The organism is Arthrobacter sp. Y3221048, from assembly GCF_059092685.1.
The window spans coordinates 505,425-523,216 of the sequence record NZ_JBNHHX010000003.1 but is presented as its reverse complement, the minus strand read 5'-3'; the positions used below and the strand labels follow the sequence as shown (position 1 = coordinate 523,216).

Genomic DNA, 17,792 nt, shown 5'->3' with positions numbered 1-17,792 from the left:
GGGGGTTCCTGTTTCAGGCCAGGGGTGTCTGCCGCGACCGTTCTCACACGTGGCGGTGGCGGGACACGAAATCGGCGCAGCCGCGGATGGCGCCCGCCGCCAGGCAGATCAGTCCCAGCATGGCCAGAACCAGCGCATTTCCCGCTATGCCGATGAACAGCAGGAGTGCGCCGGCCAGGGCCAGCAGGGTCGCCGCACCGACAATGTGGCCGAAGACCATCACGCCACGGGCAGACAGGGAACGGGCCAGGCGGGGGTCGTCATTCTCCAGTTGCTGCCCCAGCCTGTCCAGGCGCTGCCGTTCTTCATCCGATAAGGACATTCCGACCTCCTCGGGCTCCGCGGCGCCGCAGCTGGTGCCGCGCCGGACACCGTATAAGACAAATGTAGCCTCGGGATGCCCGCCGGGGGTATGGGCTGGGGCCAAGCGAAGGCCGATTTGTTACCGGCAGGGCGGCGGTTCGGGGCGGTTTTGCTGGAGCCTCTCGGCCAGTGGTACCTTGATCCGGATAAATCTGATTTATTGACGAGAGATTGGTCACCAAATCAGATGTAATGGAGCGTCTGAGGAGTTCTGACCATGTCTCTGCAATATCCCCCGCTGGTGGTCATGGGCGTCCAAGGATGCGGAAAGTCTACGGTGGGCAGCGCGGTCGCCAAGCACCTGGGCGTGGAGTTCGTCGACGGCGACGACCTGCACAGCGAGGCGAACAAGGAAAAGATGGCCTCGGGCCACCCGCTGACCGACGCCGACCGCGAGCCCTGGCTGAGCGCCATCGGCCGCGTCATGGCAGGCAAACTGGCGGACGGAACCACCGCCGTTGTCGCATGCTCGGCGCTGAAGCGCAGCTACCGCGACCTCATCCGCTCCTTCGCGCCGCAGGCCCGGTTCATCCACCTCACCGGCAGCCAGGAACTGATTGCCGAGCGGATCAGCGGGCGCGACCACGAATACATGCCCCCGACGCTGCTGGATTCGCAGTTCCAGACGCTGGAACCGCTCGGCGAGGACGAGGCGGGGCTTGTGGTCTCCGTCACCGATTCGCCCGAGGAGATCGCCGTGCTGGTGGAGAACTACCTGCGGGACCCGGCGGGCTCGGCGGGCAGTTAGCGCCGGCTGGCGGGAAGCAACTGAAACACAACTGAAACGGTTAAACCGATAACCCATCGGACGACCGTCCGATACAACGAAGGACAATGATGACCGAACTCGAGCTCAACTGGACGTTGGGCACGGCGGGCCTCCTGCTTGTCGCCGTAGCAGCCATCGCGCTGCTGCTGGTGCTGATCATGCGGTTCCGCGTGCACGCTTTCCTGTCGCTGATTATTGTCAGCCTGCTCACCGCGGTGGCGACCGGCGTTCCGGCCGCAGACATTATGCCGACCCTCTTGGGCGGCTTCGGCGGAACCTTGGCCAGCGTGGCCCTGCTGGTCGGCCTGGGCGCCATGCTCGGCCGCATGCTGGAGGTCTCCGGCGGCGCGGACGTCATGACGCAGGCGTTGATCAACAAGTTCGGCGAGAAGCGTGCTCCGCTGGCGCTCTCCGTGGCGTCGCTGCTGTTCGGTTTCCCGATCTTCTTCGACGCCGGCCTGGTCGTCATGCTGCCGATAATTTTCACCGTGGCACGACGCCTGGGCGGATCGCTGCTGACCTATGCGTTCCCCGCCGCCACCGCCTTCTCCGTCATGCACATCTTCGTGCCGCCGCACCCGGGTCCCGTGGCCGCCACCGGCCTGCTGGGCGCCGACGTCGGACTGGTCCTGATCCTCGGCCTCGTGGTGGCTATTCCCACCTGGTACCTGGTGGGCTACCTGTTCGGCCACTTCCTGGGCCGCCGGTTCAACATCGCCGTGCCGGACATCCTCGATGCCCCGAAGGGTTCGGTGGAAAACGAATTCCGCTCCTCCCCGAAGCTGGGCACCATCTTCTTCCTGCTGCTGCTGCCGCTGCTGCTGATCTTCCTCAACACCGGCCTGAACATGCTCGCTACCGCCGAGGTTGTCTCGCTTGAGGACACCTGGGTGCAGATCCTGCGCACGCTGGGTGAGACCCCGGTCGCGCTGCTGATCACCGTGCTCCTGGCCATGTGGCTGCTGGGCCACCGCCAGGGCAAGAAGCACAGCCTCGTCGAGACCGTGGTGGACAGCGCACTGGGCCCGGTCTGCTCGATCATCCTGATCACCGGCGCCGGCGGTATGTTCGGCGGCGTGCTGCGCTCGAGCGGCATCGGCAACGCGATCGCGGAGTCGCTGGACGCCATCGGCCTGCCGATCATCGTGGCCGGCTTCGTAATCGCCGCCGTCGTCCGCGTGGCGCAGGGCTCCGCAACGGTGGCGCTGACCACCGCGGCCGCGCTGGTCCAGCCGGTCGTGATGGGCAACCCCGAGTTCAACCCGGTGGAACTGGCTGCGATTGTGCTGGCGCTGGCCGCTGGCTCGGTGTTCGCCGGCCACGTGAACGACTCGGGCTTCTGGCTGGTCAGCCGGTTCTTCCAGATGGACACCAAGACCACGCTGAAGACCTGGACCGTGGGCCAGGCGCTGGTGGGCATCGTCGGCTTTGTCTTGGCGCTGGCCATCTACCTGGTCGCCACGAACTTCTAGTACAACCTTGGACAACATGGACGGGGCGGCTGCGGCCGTCCCGTCCGCATTTGGAGAGTAAATGACTATGAACCTGTTCGACATTTCCTCCCGTGTGGCGCTGGTGACCGGCTCCAGCCGCGGGATCGGCAAGGCGATCGCCCGCGGGCTCGCCGCCGCGGGCGCCGTCGTGGTGCTCAACGGGCTGGACGAGGAACGGCTGGAAGGCACCCGCGCGGAACTGGCCGCCGAGTTCGGCGGGGACCGTATTTTTGCCGGGGCCTTCGACGTCACCGACGCCCAGGCGGCGGCCGACGGCGTGGCCTGGGTCGAGCGCGAAGTGGGCCCCCTGTGGGTGCTGGTCAACAATGCCGGCGTCCAGCACCGGGTGCCGATGCTGGACCTGGACGTGGACGACTGGGAGCGCGTGCTGCGCACCAACCTGACCAGCGCGTTCCTGGTGGGCCGCGAGGCCGCGCGGCACATGATCGAACGCGGTGCCGGGAAGATCATCAACATCGCGTCCGTCCAGGCCGACCTGGCCCGTCCGACCATCGCCCCGTACACGGCGTCCAAGGGCGGCATCCGCAACCTGACCCGGGCGATGACCGCCGAGTGGGCCAGCCAGGGACTGCAGATCAATGCGATCGCCCCGGGCTACATCCACACCGAGATGACCCAGAAGCTGGTGGACGACGAGGCGTTCAACACGTGGATCCTGGGCCGCACCCCGGCGCACCGCTGGGGCACCGTGGAGGACATCGTGGGACCGGCCATCTGGCTGGCCTCCGACGCCTCCAACTTCGTGAACGGCCAGGTGGTGTTTATCGACGGCGGCATGACCACCGTCGTCTGACCCGTCTGACCGTCTGCGCCGCTGGCCTCGGTCCCCAGGCCGGCCGGCGCAGGCACCCAAGGCGGACCATCGCCGTCGTAGTTTTGCAGCACCACTGAAAGGCATTTTCCATGACTTCCCTCCCAGCACAGTCCCTCGGCGTTGTGGCCCACGCGGCCGGTGATCTGCGGGTCGAACCGGTCGCGCTCGCGCCGGCCGGGCCCGACGAAGCCGTGGTCGAGATTGCCTACGGCGGCATCTGCGGGTCCGATCTGCACTACTGGCAGCACGGCGCTGCCGGCGAATCCATTTTGCAAGCACCGATGCTGCTGGGCCACGAAGTGGTGGGTACCGTGGCGGCGGCGGCCGCCGATGGCAGCGGACCGGCGGCGGGCACCGCCGTCGCCGTGCATCCGGCGACGCCCGGACCGGGTGACGGATCCAGGTATCCGGAGGACCGCCCGAACCTCTCGCCGGGCTGCACGTACCTGGGCAGCGCCGCACGTTTCCCGCACACCGAAGGCGCGTTCGCCCGCTACGTCAACCTGCCCACGCGGATGCTGCGGGAGCTGCCCGCCAAACTGCCGCTGCGGCGGGCCGCCCTGGTGGAGCCGGCCAGCGTGGCCTGGCATGCCGTCGCGCGCGCCGGAGACGTGGCCGGCAAGCGCGCGCTGGTCATCGGCTGCGGCCCGATCGGCGCCCTGATTATCGCGGTGCTGAAGCGGGCCGGCGCGGCCGAGATCGTCGCCGTCGACATGCACGAGAAGCCGCTGGACATCGCCCGTGAAGTCGGTGCCAGCCGCACGCTGCTGGCGACCGATGCCGAGGCGATCGCCGGGGTCGAAGCAGACATCTGCCTGGAGTCGTCGGGCAACCATTACGGGCTGGCGTCGGCCGTGCGCGGTGCGGCCCGGGGCGGCCGCGTGGTGATGGTGGGACTGCTGCCCTCGGGTGAGCAGCCTGCGCTGATCTCGCTGGCGATCACCCGCGAGCTCGAGCTGGTGGGTTCCTTCCGCTTCAACGACGAGATCGACGAAGTGATCGCGGCGCTGGCCGACGGTTCCCTCTACGCGGACCCCGTGATGACGCACGAATACGCCGCGGCCGAGGCCCTGGAGGCGTTCGGCATGGCGCGGGACTCGTCACAGAGCGGCAAGGTGCTGCTGCGGTTCAGCGACGCGGAGTAGGCGCCGGGGCGGCGGCCACGGTGGCGCCGGCGGCTTCGAACAGTCGCGGCTCGGACTCCCAGACGCTGCGCACTTCCTCGACCGTCCGCCGCATGATCTGGTCCATGGCCGCCCGGGCCGCTTCCGGGCGGCCGGACTGGATGGCGTCCGCGACGTCGACGTGCAATTGCAGCGCTTCTTCGTGCGGGTGCGCGGGCATCAGCCCGTAATGGGTGCGGCCACGCAGCACCTCGGCGATCATCGAGTGCATCTGCGCGAACATCTCGTTGCCGGAGGCTGCCAGCACCAGGGTGTGGTAGTGGATGTCCAGTTCCAGGAACTGCTGCAGGTCGCCGGCGCGTCCCACCGCCCGCATCCTCGCCGCGACGGCCATGAGCTCTGCCGATATTTCCTGCGGCGAATGCTGCGCGGCCAGCTCGGCGGCAGCCGGTTCGACGGCGGAGCGCAGCTCGGTCAGCGAGCGGAGCTGGACGCCCTTGCCGTCCCCGGCCAGGCGCCACCGGATCACCGAGGGGTCGAACTTGTTCCAATGCTCCGGCGGCAGGACGCGGATGCCGATGCGCTTGACCGACTCAACGAGCCCCAGGGACTGCAGCACGCGCACGGCCTCGCGCATCACGGAACGGGAAACGCCGAGCTCGACCTCGAACTGCTCGGCATGCGCGGTGGCACCCGCCGCCAGTTCACCGGAGACGATGCGCTTGCCGAGCGTCTCGATGACGAGGCTGTGCAGGCGCGAACTCATGCGCGCAGAAGGGTAGCGGTCACGCGTTCATTCTATGGTGGCCGGGCGAGCGAACCCGGCTGTGTTGCGGACGTTGCCGAGGCCAACAGGCAGGATGCTAGGGCCTTCGCGGAGGAAGGATCGGCCCCGGGTCGGGGAAGGGGCCGGGCTGCGGTTGCGGCGGAAGGGGCTGTGGCCCCGGGTCCGGCGGCGGCTCCGGCCGTTCGGGCGTTGGCGGCGCGTAGGGATCCGGACTCGGCTCCGGCCGTTCGGGCGTGGGCGGCGCGAAGGGATCCGGGTTCGGCTCCGGCGGGAACGGATGCCTGGGCCCCGGCTCGTTCGGGTCGTGTGCCGGCTCCGGCGGCGGTGGAATTGTCACGGCGTGCCTCCTTGGGCAGCGGTGCGATAGGCCTGCTGCCTGCCACGCTACAACTGTGTCCCGGGCGTCTCAAGGATCGTTCCCGCTGTCCATGGCCCGGACCCTCAGGAGCGGGGGTGCGCGATGGCCAGCAGCCGGCGCTCGTCGTCCGGCGCCAGGCCGGACTTACGCGGACGGTCGGCGCCGGCCGCCAGCTCCCACGCCAAGGTGTCGGCCAGTGTGTCCTTCAGCGGGCGCAAAGCCAGGCCGGCTGCCTTGGCGGCGGCGTTGCTGCGGGAGGCGAAGCCGGCGAACTCGGGCAGCGGCAGCCAGAGCGGCAAGGAGCACTCGCCGGCCCAGGGGTTGACGCCGGCCGCTGCCAGTTCCTCTTGGTTTAGGGACAGGACCGGCCCGGTATGGCCCGCGACCCGGCGCGCGGTTTCAAGGTGCTCGGCCAACGGAAGCACGTCGCCCACCGCGTTGAACTCGCCGGCCAGTTGCTGTTCGGCTGCGGCAATGAGCCAGGCGGCGAGGTCCCGGACGTCGATGACCTGGGCGCCCAACTCCGGCGCGTCGGGAACCAGCACGGCGCCGTCCTCGGCCACGGGCCGGGCGAAACGCAGGGGCCAGTAGCCGGTGCGGTCGGTGATATCACCCGGACCGGCGATGAGGCCCGGTCGGACGATCAGGCTGCGGTCGGGGCCGAAGGCCCGCCGCACCGCCTGCTCGCAGGCGGCCTTCGCCTCGCCGTAGACGTCCGGAGACGTCATCACGTCCGAGGCCAAAGGCGGCAGCAACCCGGCGGTTTCGTCGGCGCCCGGGGTGCCGTGGTCGGCGTAGACGCTGCAGGAGGACACGAAGACAAAGTGCTCCGCCGTGCCGGCCAGCGCGGCCGCAGCGCGGCGAACCTGGCCCGGCTGCCGGGAGACGTCGAGCACGGCATCCCAGTGCTGGCCCGCGACCGTGTCCAAGCTGTCCGGGGCATCCCGGTCCGCGCCGACCAGTCGAGCCCCGGCCGGAGCGGACCCCGATGTTCCGCGGGCCAGGCAGGTGACCCGGTGGCCGCGGCGCAGCGCCGCGGCGGCGGTTTCGTGTCCCAACCAGGCTGTGCCGCCCAGGACGAGTAGATGCATGCTGCCCATGGAACACCGTCCGAGGGACTCCGCGCACCGGTTGTTCGCCTAAAGCAGGGAGAACCGCACGGATTCGTGCTCAAACCCCCTATAGGCCGGGGCGCCCTGTGTCCGGAACTGTGTCTATGCTCCGTAGATGGCTAAACCCGACGACTTCACGCCGCGCCTCGACGCACCGGACCTGGGGGATCTGTCTCCCGGGCAGACATCAGCCTTGGTTCCCGAGGTGCGCGTGGCCGGGAAGCGGTTTGCGGGGGCGGAAGCGGACGGCCTCCGGCTGGCCGGTGCCTCCTGCACGGAGTGCGAATTCCTGGATGTTTCCGCGGACAGGGTGGATCTGCGTTCTGCCGGTTTCGTGGACGTAACATTCGAGCGGTTGAATGTCCCGGAGTTCAGTGCGCCGCGCTCGCGCTTCCGTCGGGTGGTGATCGACGGTTCACGGCTCGGCTCGGCCGAAGTCTACGAATCCGGGTGGGAGTCGGTGGAATTCCGCAACTGCAAACTTGGGTATGTGAACCTGCGCGGAGCCGAACTTCAAGATGTCGTGTTTGCCGGCTGCATCCTGGACGAACTGGATCTGGGCGGCGCGACCGGTCGCCGGGTGGCCTTCGAAGACAGCCGCGTCGGCCGGCTCGACCTGACCGGGGCGAAGCTGAAGCACGTCGACCTGCGCGGCCTGGAGATTCGGGAACTGGCGGGGCTGGAAGGCCTGCGCGGGGCGGCAATGACCCCCACCCAGATCAGTGAACTCGCCCCGCTGTTCGCCGCCCATTTTGGGATCGTGGAAAAAACTTAGCCGCAATATACGGAATTGCCGCACCGAATTAATCCACAGTTCAGCTTTTTTCTGTTTGGATGGTCTGTAGTGGACTGGACAGCACGCGTCCGGCGAACAACAGAAGGTAGATGATGGACTTCCGTCAGGCCGAGCATCCACGGCCAAACCATTTCTTACTTCACATCAGCGACACCCATTTAGTGGGCGGCGACGGCCGGCTGTACGGGGCGGTGGACAGCGAAGCGAAGCTGGAGCAGATCTTCGAGGATCTGGAAGACTCCGGCTCCCGGCCCGAAGCCCTGGTATTTACCGGCGATCTGGCCGACAAGGGCGAACCGGAAGCCTACGGAAGGCTCCGCCGGATCGTCGAGCCGGCAGCCGTCCGGCTGGGAGCCCAGGTGATCTGGGCCATGGGCAACCACGACGACCGTGCCGGGCTGAAAACCATGCTTTTGGACGAGCCCGGCGGCTCCGAGCCGCTCGACCGGGTCTACGACGTCAACGGCCTGCGCGTGATGACCCTGGACTCAACCGTGCCCGGGGCGCACTACGGCCGGCTGGAGGACGAGCAGCTCCAGTGGCTGGCCGACGAGTTGGCCGAACCTGCGCCGCACGGGACCATCCTGGCCATGCACCACCCGCCGGTGCCGAGCGTGCAGGACCTGTCCGTGCTGGTGGAACTGCGCGGCCAGGCCCAACTGGCCGAGGTGCTGCGGGGCAGCGACGTGAAGTCGATCATCGCCGGCCACCTGCACTATTCCACCACGGCCACGGTTGCCGGCATCCCGGTGTCCGTTGCCTCCGCCACGTGCTACACCCAGGACCTAGCCGCCGACGCGGGCAGCACCCGCGGCCGCGACGCCGCGCAGGCCTACAACATGGTCCACGTCTACGAGGAGACCGTGGTCCATTCCGTGGTTCCGGCGCGCGGAGGCCTGCCGGTGGGCCGCCAGGTCACCGCGGAGCAGACCAGGCAGCTGCTCGAGGCCGCCGCCGTCAGCATTCCCGATGCCGTGCGGCCGGGCCGGGTGCCGGCGCACCACTAACCGGGAAATTACGACGCCGGGGGTTTCTCCCACGGCGCACGGAGCGGGAAGTAGCGGGCCAGGAAGTCCGTGACCACCCGCTGGCGTTCCTCGGCCGGGACCTCCGGGAAGCTGCCGTCGTTAAGGCAGAAGAAGTCCCTGTTCCGTTTCTGCAGCAGTTTCTCCAGCTGCTTCAGGCCCGAGTACATGGTGGTGTCCACGTACGTGACCTTGGCGCCGGGGTTGGTCACCGCGCGGCCGGTCAGCAGCGCATAGTAGTGGTAGAGCGAGTTGGTCACCGAGATGTTGTCCTTGGCCCGGAAGCGGCTGGCCGCCGTCGTCTTGAACTCCTCGGCGAATTCTTCCTCCATCTCCAGCAACACGGATTTGCGCAGCGGCGCGGCGCAGTGTTCCAGGTGCCGGGTGGTGATCCTGCCGAAGCGGTCGTGCAGCAGCATGCGGTTTACCCGGGCGGCGTTCTCGAAACCGGAACGGTCCAGGTGGTTGTCGCCGAGCCCGATCCGGGTGTCTGCCTCCACGAACTTGGTGATGCCGCCGGGAGAGAAGAACATGTCCGGACCCACCGGCCGGCCGAAGAACATGTCGTCATTCGAGTACAGGAAGTGCTCGCCCAGTCCCTCGATGTGCTGCAGCTGCGCCTCGATCGCCTGCGAGTTGAACACCGGCAGCACCGACGGGTCGCGGAAATGCTGCTCGCTGCGCACCACCTGGATGTCCGGGTGCTCCGCGTCCAGCCACGCCGGCAGCGGCGAGTCCGTGCAGATGAAGATGCGCCGGATCCAGGGCGCGAACATGTAGACCGAGCGCAGCGCGTACCGCAATTCGTCGATCTGGCGGAACCGGGCATCGGCGTCGTCGCCCTCACCAACCACGGCGTGCTCCATGAAACTGTTCCGGTAGCGCCGGTACTCCGCGTTGTTTCCGTCCACCCAGGAGAAGACGATGTCGATTTCGAAGTCGATGTCCGTGGCGTGGTCGGCGAACATGTTCTCGATGGTGGGCCAGCGGTGCCCGTAGCGCTCCACTTCGCCGCGCACTGCCTCCCCGGCCGGCAGGGTGCGGCGCGTCAGCGAGTTTTCGATCGGCAAGTGGATCAAATCGTTCTCCCACCGCCACAGCTCCACCTGCACACCCGTGCCCTGGCCGTACCGCAGCCCGCCGGTCGGCTCGATCCGGGGCCGGTACAGCCGGAAGGCGCGCGCCTGGTCGCCATCGGCGAGCTCCCCGTCGGCCACCAGCCTCGCCGTTTTTTTCTTCGCGTCCACGGTCAGCGAATAGAACGGCTCATCGGCGCAGGCGGCCACCAGCGCCGCGCGCAGTTCGTCGCGCTTCTCCCAGTTCACCGCCACCACCGGGCGGGCATCGTTGCCGCGCACCAGCAGGTAGGGAATCTGCGCCTCGTCCAGCACCCTGCGGACAAACAGCAGGTCCTCCACCATGGCCTGGTGCGGCGTCAGGGTGGTGTTGACCAGTGCGTAACCGCCCTTGACCATGACCACGTCGGGGCGCTGCGTGAGGCGTACGACGGCGGCGGGCGAGGCTATCTCGACCGTCGACTCGGGTGCGAGGTCGGGTTCGGGCTCGGCGTAGAACGCGTCCTGCACAGCAGGCATGCTGGTCACAAAAAACCTCCGGAGAATGGTGGCGACAGCCGGTTAAAGGGCTGATGTCACCAATGGTAGGACGTGGGTGTCGGGCGTTACAGGCGCTGCCGCAACGAAATGAGGGCTGCCGCGGATCGTCCGCGGCAGGCCACCCTTTGACGGTACATGCAGTTGCGCCTGCCCGCGGCGCAAAGACGCGACCGGTCGGCAAAAAACGTTCCGGTACGGCACCCTGGCAGAGCCTGCCGGCTCCGCCGTCGTTGTCTTGGCGCTCCCGGCCGTGCAAAGTTCAGCAGCATTTTCCCCGCTGCATGCCCAAGGTGGCATACGATCTGTGCATGCCAGATCTTGCCGCGTCGATCGGACTGGTGTCCGAAGTGCTGACGTGGGCTGCCCTGGTCCCCGGCCTGTTGTTGCTGTTCGTGGCCGCTGTGCTGCGCCTGGCCGGGACCCGCTGGCACAGCGCCGAAGGCGTCGCGTTCGACGACGGCCGGCGCCGCGGGGTGCGCTGGTTCGACACCCGGCACGGTTTCCTGGAGGGCGTCTTTCCGACCGGAACGGGCGCCGAGGTGGCCGCCGGGTCGGACGTGCTGGTCTTCTACGACGCACGGCGGCCCGACCGCTGGCAGGTATCCGAACCGGAGCGGCCGGGCCGGACGGTCTTGCTGCTGGGCAAGATCCTCACCGCCGTCGGTGTGCTGTCCGCCGTTGTCGGGCTGTTGGCCATGGTCCTGGCCGGGGGCTAGCCGGGCCGGCTTTTGCTCTCGCTGCATGCGCGGGTAGGGTGAAACCCGGTGCGCCGGGAAGTCTGGTCGGCAAGTTCTATTGTCGACCCGTGAGGAGCCGCTGTGGCAGCCAAGACCCCTGAATCGTCCGCCAAACCCAAGGTGTTGGGGCGCGGAAGTTATGCCGAAGCGCTGCGAATCGGCGAGATCCTGCGGAAGGAAACCGTGGGCGGTGCCTTCTTGGTGGCCGCCGCCGTCATCGCCCTGATCTGGGCCAACTCGCCCGCCGCAGACAGCTACTTCGCCCTGCGCGACTTCACCATCGGCTACGAGCCCTGGCACCTGGAGCTGAGCCTCGGTGCGTGGGCCGCCGACGGGCTCCTGGCGGTGTTCTTCTTCCTGGTGGGGCTGGAGCTCAAACGCGAGTTCGTCGCGGGGGACCTCAGCAGCCCGCGGAAGGCCATGGTGCCGGTAGCGGCCGCCATTGGCGGTGTGGTTGTTCCCGCTGTCATCTACGCAGCCATCAACTGGGGCAGTCCGGAGACCATCCGCGGCTGGGCCATCCCGACGGCGACGGACATCGCCTTTGCGGTGGCGGTCCTGGCCGTCATCGGGTCGCACCTGCCCAGCGCGCTGCGGATTTTCCTGCTGACGCTGGCCGTCGTGGACGATCTCATCGCCATCGCCATCATTGCGTTCGTCTACACCAGTGAGATCGAGGTGCCGGCATTGCTGCTGGCCCTGATCCCCATCGCGCTCTACGCCTTCCTGGCCCAGAAGTTCCGCAGGTTCTTCGGGAAGCATCAGGCGGCTTTGTGGGCGGTCCTGTTGCCCATCGGCATCGTGGCCTGGGCCCTGGTCCATGCCTCCGGCATCCACGCCACCATCGCGGGCGTGGTGCTCGGCTTCACCGTCCCGGTATTGCGCAGCAAGGCCAGCGGCGGACCGGAAGCGGGACCGGGGCTCGCCGAGATCTTCGAACACCGGGTCCGGCCCGTTTCCGCCGGCTTCGCGGTCCCGGTCTTCGCGTTCTTCTCCGCCGGCGTCGCCGTGGGTGGGGTTGATGGGTTTGTCTCGGCCCTCGGCGATCCGGTGGCGATTGGCGTCATCGCCGGCCTGGTGCTCGGCAAGCCGATCGGCATCGTCGGCACCACGTGGCTGATGACCAAGGTGACCCGTGCGGAGCTGGACAAGGCGATGAAGTGGGTCGACCTGTTGGGCATCTCCATGCTGGCCGGCATCGGCTTTACCGTCTCCCTGCTGGTGGCCGAGCTCAGCTTTGGACTCGGCACGCCGGCCAACGACCACGCCAAGGTGGCGATTCTCGCAGCGTCCCTGCTGGCCGCGTTGGTGGCAGCGGTGGTATTGCGCGCCCGCAACCGGCATTACCGACGCATCCATGCCGAAGAACAGGTCGACGCGGACCACGACGGCATTCCGGACGTCTACCAAGAGGGCACGGCATAGCCACACCGGGCTTCGGCACCGCCGGCGCGGCTTCCCATCTGCTGCCGCGCCGGCACGGCCACCGGCCCGCGCTGCCCCTACTCACCCGCGCCGCCGTCCCCTAGGGTGGAGGCATGGAAGAGGTCGTCCTGGTGGGGTTCGACGGCTCGGAATCCAGCGCCCGGGCACTGGACTGGGGGTTGTTCGAGGCCCAGTCCCGCGGCTGGCCGGTGCGGCTGGTCACCGTCGTTTCAACCGCGGGCGTGGACGATCCGCAGGTGGACCACCAGTATCTGGCCTCCGCCCGGCGCGGCGGGGAAGGGGTGCTGCAGGCAGCGCTTGACCGCGCCGGAGCGCTGGGACTCCAGGCCGAAGGGCACGTGATGGCCGGGGACCCGAGCGAAGTATTGGTGGACGAATCCGCTTCCGCCGGACTGGCCGTGGTGGGCAAGCGCGGCCGCGGCGGCTTCGCGGGCCGGCTGCTGGGCAGTGTCTCCTCGGGACTGGCGGCCCACGGCGCCTGCCCCACGGTGGTGGTGCCGCAGCGCTGGAAACCGGGCGCGACGGCGGCAGAGGTCTCCCGGGATGCCGCCGCCGAACTGCCCGACGGACCGGTGCCCTGGCTGCTGCCGTCGCCGCGGGAGGGAGCGGACCGGGGGCTGCATCCGCCGGATGCCTCCGAACAGTTCAGCTACGCCGGGCAGGTGGTGGTCGGCGTCGACCAGTCGGGCAGCTCGAACCCCGCCCTGTGGGCGGCGGCCGAAATAGCCAGCCGGCGTGCCGTCCCGCTGCGAATGCTTTCGTCCCGGGCGCCCTTCTACCGCGATTCGGTCTGGCTGGACCACGCCGAAGGGGCCCACCGGTTCCGCGAGGAAGTCGCCGCCGAGCTGGACGGCCTGCTGCGGGAGGTCCGCGGCCGCTACCCGGACCTGGATGCGAGCTGGAACTTCTATCTGGCCAAGCCCGCGGAAGTCCTGGTCCACGCCACCCGCACGGCCCAACTGATGGTGCTGGGGACGCGCGGCCACGGCGGATTCCCGGGCCTGCTGCTGGGATCGGTCAGCCAGGCGGTACTGCATCATGGCCTCTGCCCCATGATGGTGGTGCCCAAGGGTGTGGAGTTCAGCCGGACCCCGTGACGCCGGGAGCCCGGTAGCGGACCTCTCCGGCCATTCGCAGGGCGTCGATGGTTTCATCGATGGTCAGCAGCACGGTTGTTTCGAAGGAGCTCAGCGCACCGCCCCCGCTGATGGCCAGCGCGACGGCGGCCATGGAGACGTTGTTCGGGGCCTCCCACACGCTGTAGCCGTCGTGCGCGCCGAAGGCGTACCAGAAGCCGTGCAGTTTCCCGCCGACGGATTCGATGTAGGCCTTGGCCGCTTTCCCCCGGTCCTCCGGGTTGTTGATCATTCTGGCCCAGGTCTCCGGGGTGTAGCTGAACTTCGATAGATACAGCACCATTGGCTTTCCTTTCGAACGTGTCCGGCCCTGGATGGGTGCGGAGCAGGCGTTGGCTCACACCTTGGCAGAACGGCGTCCGCGCCTCAGTGCCTGGGCGAACGTGGCAACGGCGTGGCTGGGCAGGGACTGCGCTGCCACGAAGCCGTCAGGCCGCACCAGGTACAGCTGCTCAGGATCGAGCTTCTTGTTTTCGTTCCGCGGCAGCACGTGCATCGAAAGCCCCAGCGCCGCCTCCACATGATTGACGACGACGGCGCCCGGATCTCCGTACGAATGCACCTGCCAGTGGAGGCTGCGCAGGACGTCGAAGTTACCGCCGGTGTACGGCAGCCGCCGTCCCACGACACGGCCCCGCCGGCCCCGCGCCGCTTCCTTGGCACCCGGGGCCATCCAGTAATGGATCCGGGTCTGCGATATATAGCCGAACAACCGAGAGGCACCGGAGGACCGGGGCACCACCCGCGCCACTACGGGAATGAGGAACGGCAGCACCGACCTCCGGGCGGCCAGTGCCCAGGGCGCCGTCGATGTGATGAAGGCGAATACACGGTCCGTGCTTTGCAGCAGCCGCACCGCGACCGGCCGCCGTTCGGCCTCGTAACGGTCGAGGTAGGAGTCCGCGGCCCGGCCGGCGAGGACATCGGCGAACTTGAAGGCCAGGTTGTGGGCGTCCTGCAGGCCGGTGTTCATGCCTTGGGCACCCACGGGGGAATGGACATGTGCCGCGTCCCCGGCGAGGAAGACCGGGCCGTTGCGGAACTGGGCGGCGATCCGGTGATGCACGCGGTAGGTGGAGAACCAGTTCGAGGCGCCGTAGCCGACGTCGAACTTCTGGGCCAAGCGCTCCCGGAGAGGCTCCTCGGAGACGTCCGCACCGCCGTCGTTGGCCAGCCCCGGCGTGCCGCCCTCCGGGTCGCGGACCACGCCGATCAGCCGGAGGTGGCCGGGACCGCTCATGGGAAACGCCAGCAGGAACTCGTCCACGCCCGCGCGGATATTGACCGCATCGCCGAACAGGCCGCGGACCTCGGTGGCGTCATTAACAAAGAAGGTGTGCGGACTGGTGGAGCCTTTAAACCCGATACCCCGGCTGGTCCGCACGGTTGACGAGGCACCGTCGGTGCCCACGCAGTAGCGGGCGCGGACCGATGCCTCGCCTCCAGGGCTCGTCAGCTGCGCCCTGACGGGGTGGTCAAGGTGGCTGCCGTCCGCGATGTCCAGGGCGCCCAGCCGGCACTCCCACAGCACCTCGCCGCCGAGTGCGTGCAGGTTCTTCAGCAACAACTCCTCGTTCTTGCTTTGTTCGTAGAACATGATGCCCGGGAACGGTGTGATCCCGCGGCCCATCCGGCCCAGCGGGACCCTGCCGCGCGGCTTCGTGCCGAAGCCGATGACCACCGCTTCGGCGAGGACACCTTCGGCCATGACGGTGCCGGCGACGCCCAGCTGGTCGTAGATTTCCATGCTGCGGGCCTGCACTCCGAGGGCCCGGGATTCCCTCGTGGGGCCGGACTTGCCGTCCGCGATGATGTGGTCGACGCCCAGCTTGGCCAGCCAGTTGGCGAGCATCAGGCCGGTGGGACCTGCCCCGACAATCAGCACATCGGTTTGGAGTTCGGCTGCCATGGCGGTACCTCCTCCTCCGAGGTTACCGCTGGCGAAGTTCCGGCGGCAGGGGAGGCCGGCCGGAACGGACGGGACCGCCGGCAGTTACCGCCCGCGCAGGTCGCTGATGAACTCGTCGGCCCGGGCCAGGTTCAGGGCGAGCTTGGTGCGCTTTTCGTCCGCACGCCGGATGTAGTCCTGCAAGAGTCCGCGCTCGGCGGGATGAGCGGCACCGTCGGATGATAAGACATCGATGATTTCCAAAAGCTCGGCCATCTCGTCCAAGGTGAAGCCCAGCGGTTTCATGGAGCGGATGATCAATAAGCGGTCCAGATCCGACTGGGTGTAGACCCGGAAGCCGCCCTCGGTGCGCGTGGTGGCCGGCAGCAGCCCGATGTCGTCGTAGTGGCGGATGGTCCGCAGCGACAGTCCCGTGGCATCGGCTAGTTCGCCGATGTGCATCGTACGGGTGCCGGACGCGGTACCTTCGTGCTTGTCCATGGTCCAACCTCCCTGATCGCCCGATTACAACTCTACCCTCACGTCAGGTTAGGGTTGTAACCATTATCGAGGCGATTCTTGTTCGTCGAGTTCTTCCCCGCGCGGCGTCGCGCCCCCAAACTTTTGCTGTAGTGAAGGCGTGCCTGCCTTCAGATGTGAATGGAGACCACCATGCCAACGTCAACCGCCGATGCCCGGCCGGAACTGACTCCCGAGGAGCGCCAGTCCGTGCTGCGCACCCTCAAGTCGCCGCGGCTGCTGAAGACGGAAGTGCTCGCCGGCCTCGTCGTCGCGCTCGCGCTGATCCCCGAGGCGATCGCCTTCTCCATCATCGCCGGCGTCGACCCGCGGCTCGGCCTCTTCGCCTCGTTCACGATGGCCGTGTCCATTGCCTTCCTCGGCGGACGCCCGGCCATGATCTCGGCCGCGACCGGCGCGATCGCCCTGGTCATCGCGCCGCTGGTGGCAAGCCACGGCGTGGAGTACTTTATCGCCGCAGTGATCCTCGCCGGGATCTTCCAAATCGTCCTCGCCCTCCTCGGAGTGGCCAAGCTGATGCGCTTCATTCCCCGCCAGGTCATGGTGGGCTTTGTGAACGCGCTGGCCATCCTGATCTTCATGTCCCAGGTGCCGGAACTGCTGGGCGTCCCCTGGCTCGTGTATCCGCTGACCCTCCTGGGCCTGGCCATCGTCTTCGGTTTGCCGAGGATCACGAACGTCGTGCCGGCGCCGCTGGTGGCCATCGTGGTGCTGACCCTGATCACCGTGCTTGCCTCGATCACGGTTCCCACGGTCGGCGACAAGGGCGAGCTGCCGGAGTCCCTGCCCGCGCTCTTCTTCCCCAATGTCCCGCTCAATCTGGAGACTTTCCAGATCATCTTCCCGTATGCCCTGGCGATGGCCTTCGTCGGGTTGCTCGAATCGCTGATGACGGCCAAGCTGGTCGACGACGTCACGGACACCCGCTCCAACAAGACCCGCGAGTCGTGGGGCCAGGGCGCGGCGAACATCATCACCGGCTTCTTCGGCGGCATGGGCGGCTGCGCGATGATCGGCCAGACCATGATCAACGTCAAAGCCTCCGGGGCCCGGACCCGCATTTCCACCTTCCTTGCGGGACTGTTCCTGCTCATCCTCGTGGTGGCCCTCGGGGATATTGTGGCGCTGATCCCGATGGCGGCCCTGGTGGCCGTGATGATCTTCGTGTCCTGGGCGACGTTCGACTGGCACAGCATCAAGCCCTCAACCCTGAAGATGATGCCGAAGAGCGAGACCGCCGTCATGCTGGTCACCGTCGTCGCCACGGTCGCCACGAACAACCTGGCCATCGGCGTTGGCCTCGGCGTGCTGACCGCCATGGTGCTGTTCGCCAACCGGGTGTCGCATTTGGTGACCGTGGAGCGGACGGTGTTGGAACTGAACGGCGAGGAAACGGCCACCTACGTGGTCGACGGCGAGCTGTTCTTCGCGTCCTCGAACGACCTTTACACGCAGTTCCAGTACGCACACGACCCGGACAAGGTCATCATCGACATGCACGCCTCGCACCTGTGGGATGCCTCGACCGTGGCGGCACTGGATGCGATTACCGAGAAGTACCGCAGCCACGGCAAGGACGTGCGGATCATCGGGCTGAACTCGGCCAGTGTGGCCATGCGGGAGCGGATGGCGGGCAAGCTCAACGGCTGACCCGTTCGCCCGGCCGCGGACGCACCGGCTGGCCCGCCCGCCGCCGCAGCCGGCAGCCTCCCGTGGTCGCCAGTCTCCCGTGGTGGGCGGTCCACCCCATGTACCGCGGCAACGGCG

The 17,792-nt window shown here is 67.9% G+C and carries 17 protein-coding genes; 10 read left to right on the top strand and 7 right to left on the bottom strand.

Annotated elements, in window-relative coordinates:
* Positions 1 to 43: 43 nt before the first annotated feature.
* Positions 44 to 322 carry a DUF3040 domain-containing protein gene (locus AC5RVS_RS11245; RefSeq protein WP_493987796.1) on the bottom strand — a complete coding sequence of 93 codons (279 nt, stop codon included), beginning with the start codon at positions 320 to 322 and terminating at the stop codon, positions 44 to 46.
* 258 nt (positions 323 to 580) lie between these two features.
* Here AC5RVS_RS11245 and AC5RVS_RS11240 point away from each other — a divergent pair, with 258 nt between their 5' ends.
* From AC5RVS_RS11240 to AC5RVS_RS11225, 4 genes are all read left to right on the top strand, one after another.
* Positions 581 to 1,111, top strand: coding sequence for a gluconokinase (locus AC5RVS_RS11240; protein WP_494108178.1), 531 nt, complete (start codon positions 581 to 583; stop codon positions 1,109 to 1,111).
* A gap of 86 nt (positions 1,112 to 1,197) precedes the next feature.
* Positions 1,198 to 2,604: a GntP family permease gene (locus AC5RVS_RS11235; protein ID WP_494108177.1), complete on the top strand. Its 1,407-nt coding sequence runs from the start codon at positions 1,198 to 1,200 to the stop codon at positions 2,602 to 2,604.
* A 61-nt stretch (positions 2,605 to 2,665) separates the two neighbouring features.
* On the top strand, positions 2,666 to 3,439 hold the full coding sequence (locus tag AC5RVS_RS11230; protein ID WP_494108176.1) for an SDR family oxidoreductase: 774 nt from the start codon (positions 2,666 to 2,668) through the stop codon (positions 3,437 to 3,439).
* 110 nt (positions 3,440 to 3,549) lie between these two features.
* Positions 3,550 to 4,605 carry an L-idonate 5-dehydrogenase gene (locus AC5RVS_RS11225; RefSeq protein ID WP_494108175.1) on the top strand — a complete coding sequence of 352 codons (1,056 nt, stop codon included), beginning with the start codon at positions 3,550 to 3,552 and terminating at the stop codon, positions 4,603 to 4,605.
* Here AC5RVS_RS11225 and AC5RVS_RS11220 read toward each other — a convergent pair.
* Together AC5RVS_RS11220 and AC5RVS_RS11215 are read right to left on the bottom strand one after the other, a co-directional pair.
* A complete protein-coding gene (locus tag AC5RVS_RS11220) occupies positions 4,589 to 5,350 on the bottom strand; it encodes a FadR/GntR family transcriptional regulator (protein ID WP_494108174.1) in 762 nt (253 codons plus the stop codon). The genes AC5RVS_RS11225 and AC5RVS_RS11220 overlap by 17 nt on opposite strands.
* A 462-nt stretch (positions 5,351 to 5,812) precedes the next feature.
* Positions 5,813 to 6,820 (bottom strand): NAD-dependent epimerase/dehydratase family protein, encoded by a 1,008-nt coding sequence (locus AC5RVS_RS11215; protein ID WP_494108173.1) that lies wholly within the window; start codon positions 6,818 to 6,820, stop codon positions 5,813 to 5,815.
* Between the two features lie 136 nt (positions 6,821 to 6,956).
* On the opposite strand from AC5RVS_RS11215, the gene AC5RVS_RS11210 reads away from it, so the two are divergent.
* The gene (locus AC5RVS_RS11210; protein WP_494108172.1) at positions 6,957 to 7,616 is read left to right on the top strand and encodes a pentapeptide repeat-containing protein; all 660 of its coding nucleotides are present in this window, start codon (positions 6,957 to 6,959) and stop codon (positions 7,614 to 7,616) included.
* 113 nt (positions 7,617 to 7,729) lie between these two features.
* The gene (locus AC5RVS_RS11205; protein WP_493988235.1) at positions 7,730 to 8,644 is read left to right on the top strand and encodes a phosphodiesterase; all 915 of its coding nucleotides are present in this window, start codon (positions 7,730 to 7,732) and stop codon (positions 8,642 to 8,644) included.
* Positions 8,645 to 8,652: 8 nt separating this feature from the next.
* On the opposite strand, the gene AC5RVS_RS11200 is transcribed toward AC5RVS_RS11205, so the two are convergent.
* On the bottom strand, positions 8,653 to 10,257 hold the full coding sequence (locus tag AC5RVS_RS11200) for a stealth conserved region 3 domain-containing protein (protein WP_493987804.1): 1,605 nt from the start codon (positions 10,255 to 10,257) through the stop codon (positions 8,653 to 8,655).
* A 329-nt stretch (positions 10,258 to 10,586) separates the two neighbouring features.
* Here AC5RVS_RS11200 and AC5RVS_RS11195 point away from each other — a divergent pair, with 329 nt between their 5' ends.
* The 3 genes from AC5RVS_RS11195 (at position 10,587) to AC5RVS_RS11185 (ending at position 13,558) form a co-directional block, all read left to right on the top strand.
* Complete coding sequence (locus AC5RVS_RS11195; protein WP_493987805.1) at positions 10,587 to 10,994, top strand: hypothetical protein; 408 nt, start codon at positions 10,587 to 10,589, stop codon at positions 10,992 to 10,994.
* 102 nt (positions 10,995 to 11,096) lie between these two features.
* The gene (nhaA, locus tag AC5RVS_RS11190) at positions 11,097 to 12,440 is read left to right on the top strand and encodes a Na+/H+ antiporter NhaA (protein WP_494108171.1); all 1,344 of its coding nucleotides are present in this window, start codon (positions 11,097 to 11,099) and stop codon (positions 12,438 to 12,440) included.
* 113 nt (positions 12,441 to 12,553) lie between these two features.
* Positions 12,554 to 13,558, top strand: coding sequence for a universal stress protein (locus AC5RVS_RS11185; RefSeq protein WP_494108170.1), 1,005 nt, complete (start codon positions 12,554 to 12,556; stop codon positions 13,556 to 13,558).
* Here the strand turns inward: AC5RVS_RS11185 and AC5RVS_RS11180 are convergent.
* From AC5RVS_RS11180 to AC5RVS_RS11170, 3 genes are all read right to left on the bottom strand, one after another.
* Positions 13,542 to 13,880, bottom strand: coding sequence for a GYD domain-containing protein (locus AC5RVS_RS11180; RefSeq protein ID WP_493987808.1), 339 nt, complete (start codon positions 13,878 to 13,880; stop codon positions 13,542 to 13,544). The genes AC5RVS_RS11185 and AC5RVS_RS11180 overlap by 17 nt on opposite strands.
* A gap of 54 nt (positions 13,881 to 13,934) precedes the next feature.
* Entirely contained in the window at positions 13,935 to 15,506 is a 1,572-nt protein-coding gene (locus tag AC5RVS_RS11175) for an FAD-dependent monooxygenase (protein ID WP_494108169.1), read from the bottom strand.
* A gap of 84 nt (positions 15,507 to 15,590) precedes the next feature.
* The gene (locus tag AC5RVS_RS11170; protein WP_494108168.1) at positions 15,591 to 15,986 is read right to left on the bottom strand and encodes a MerR family transcriptional regulator; all 396 of its coding nucleotides are present in this window, start codon (positions 15,984 to 15,986) and stop codon (positions 15,591 to 15,593) included.
* A gap of 171 nt (positions 15,987 to 16,157) precedes the next feature.
* Here AC5RVS_RS11170 and AC5RVS_RS11165 point away from each other — a divergent pair, with 171 nt between their 5' ends.
* Complete coding sequence (locus AC5RVS_RS11165) at positions 16,158 to 17,675, top strand: SulP family inorganic anion transporter (protein ID WP_493987811.1); 1,518 nt, start codon at positions 16,158 to 16,160, stop codon at positions 17,673 to 17,675.
* Positions 17,676 to 17,792: the final 117 nt, after the last annotated feature.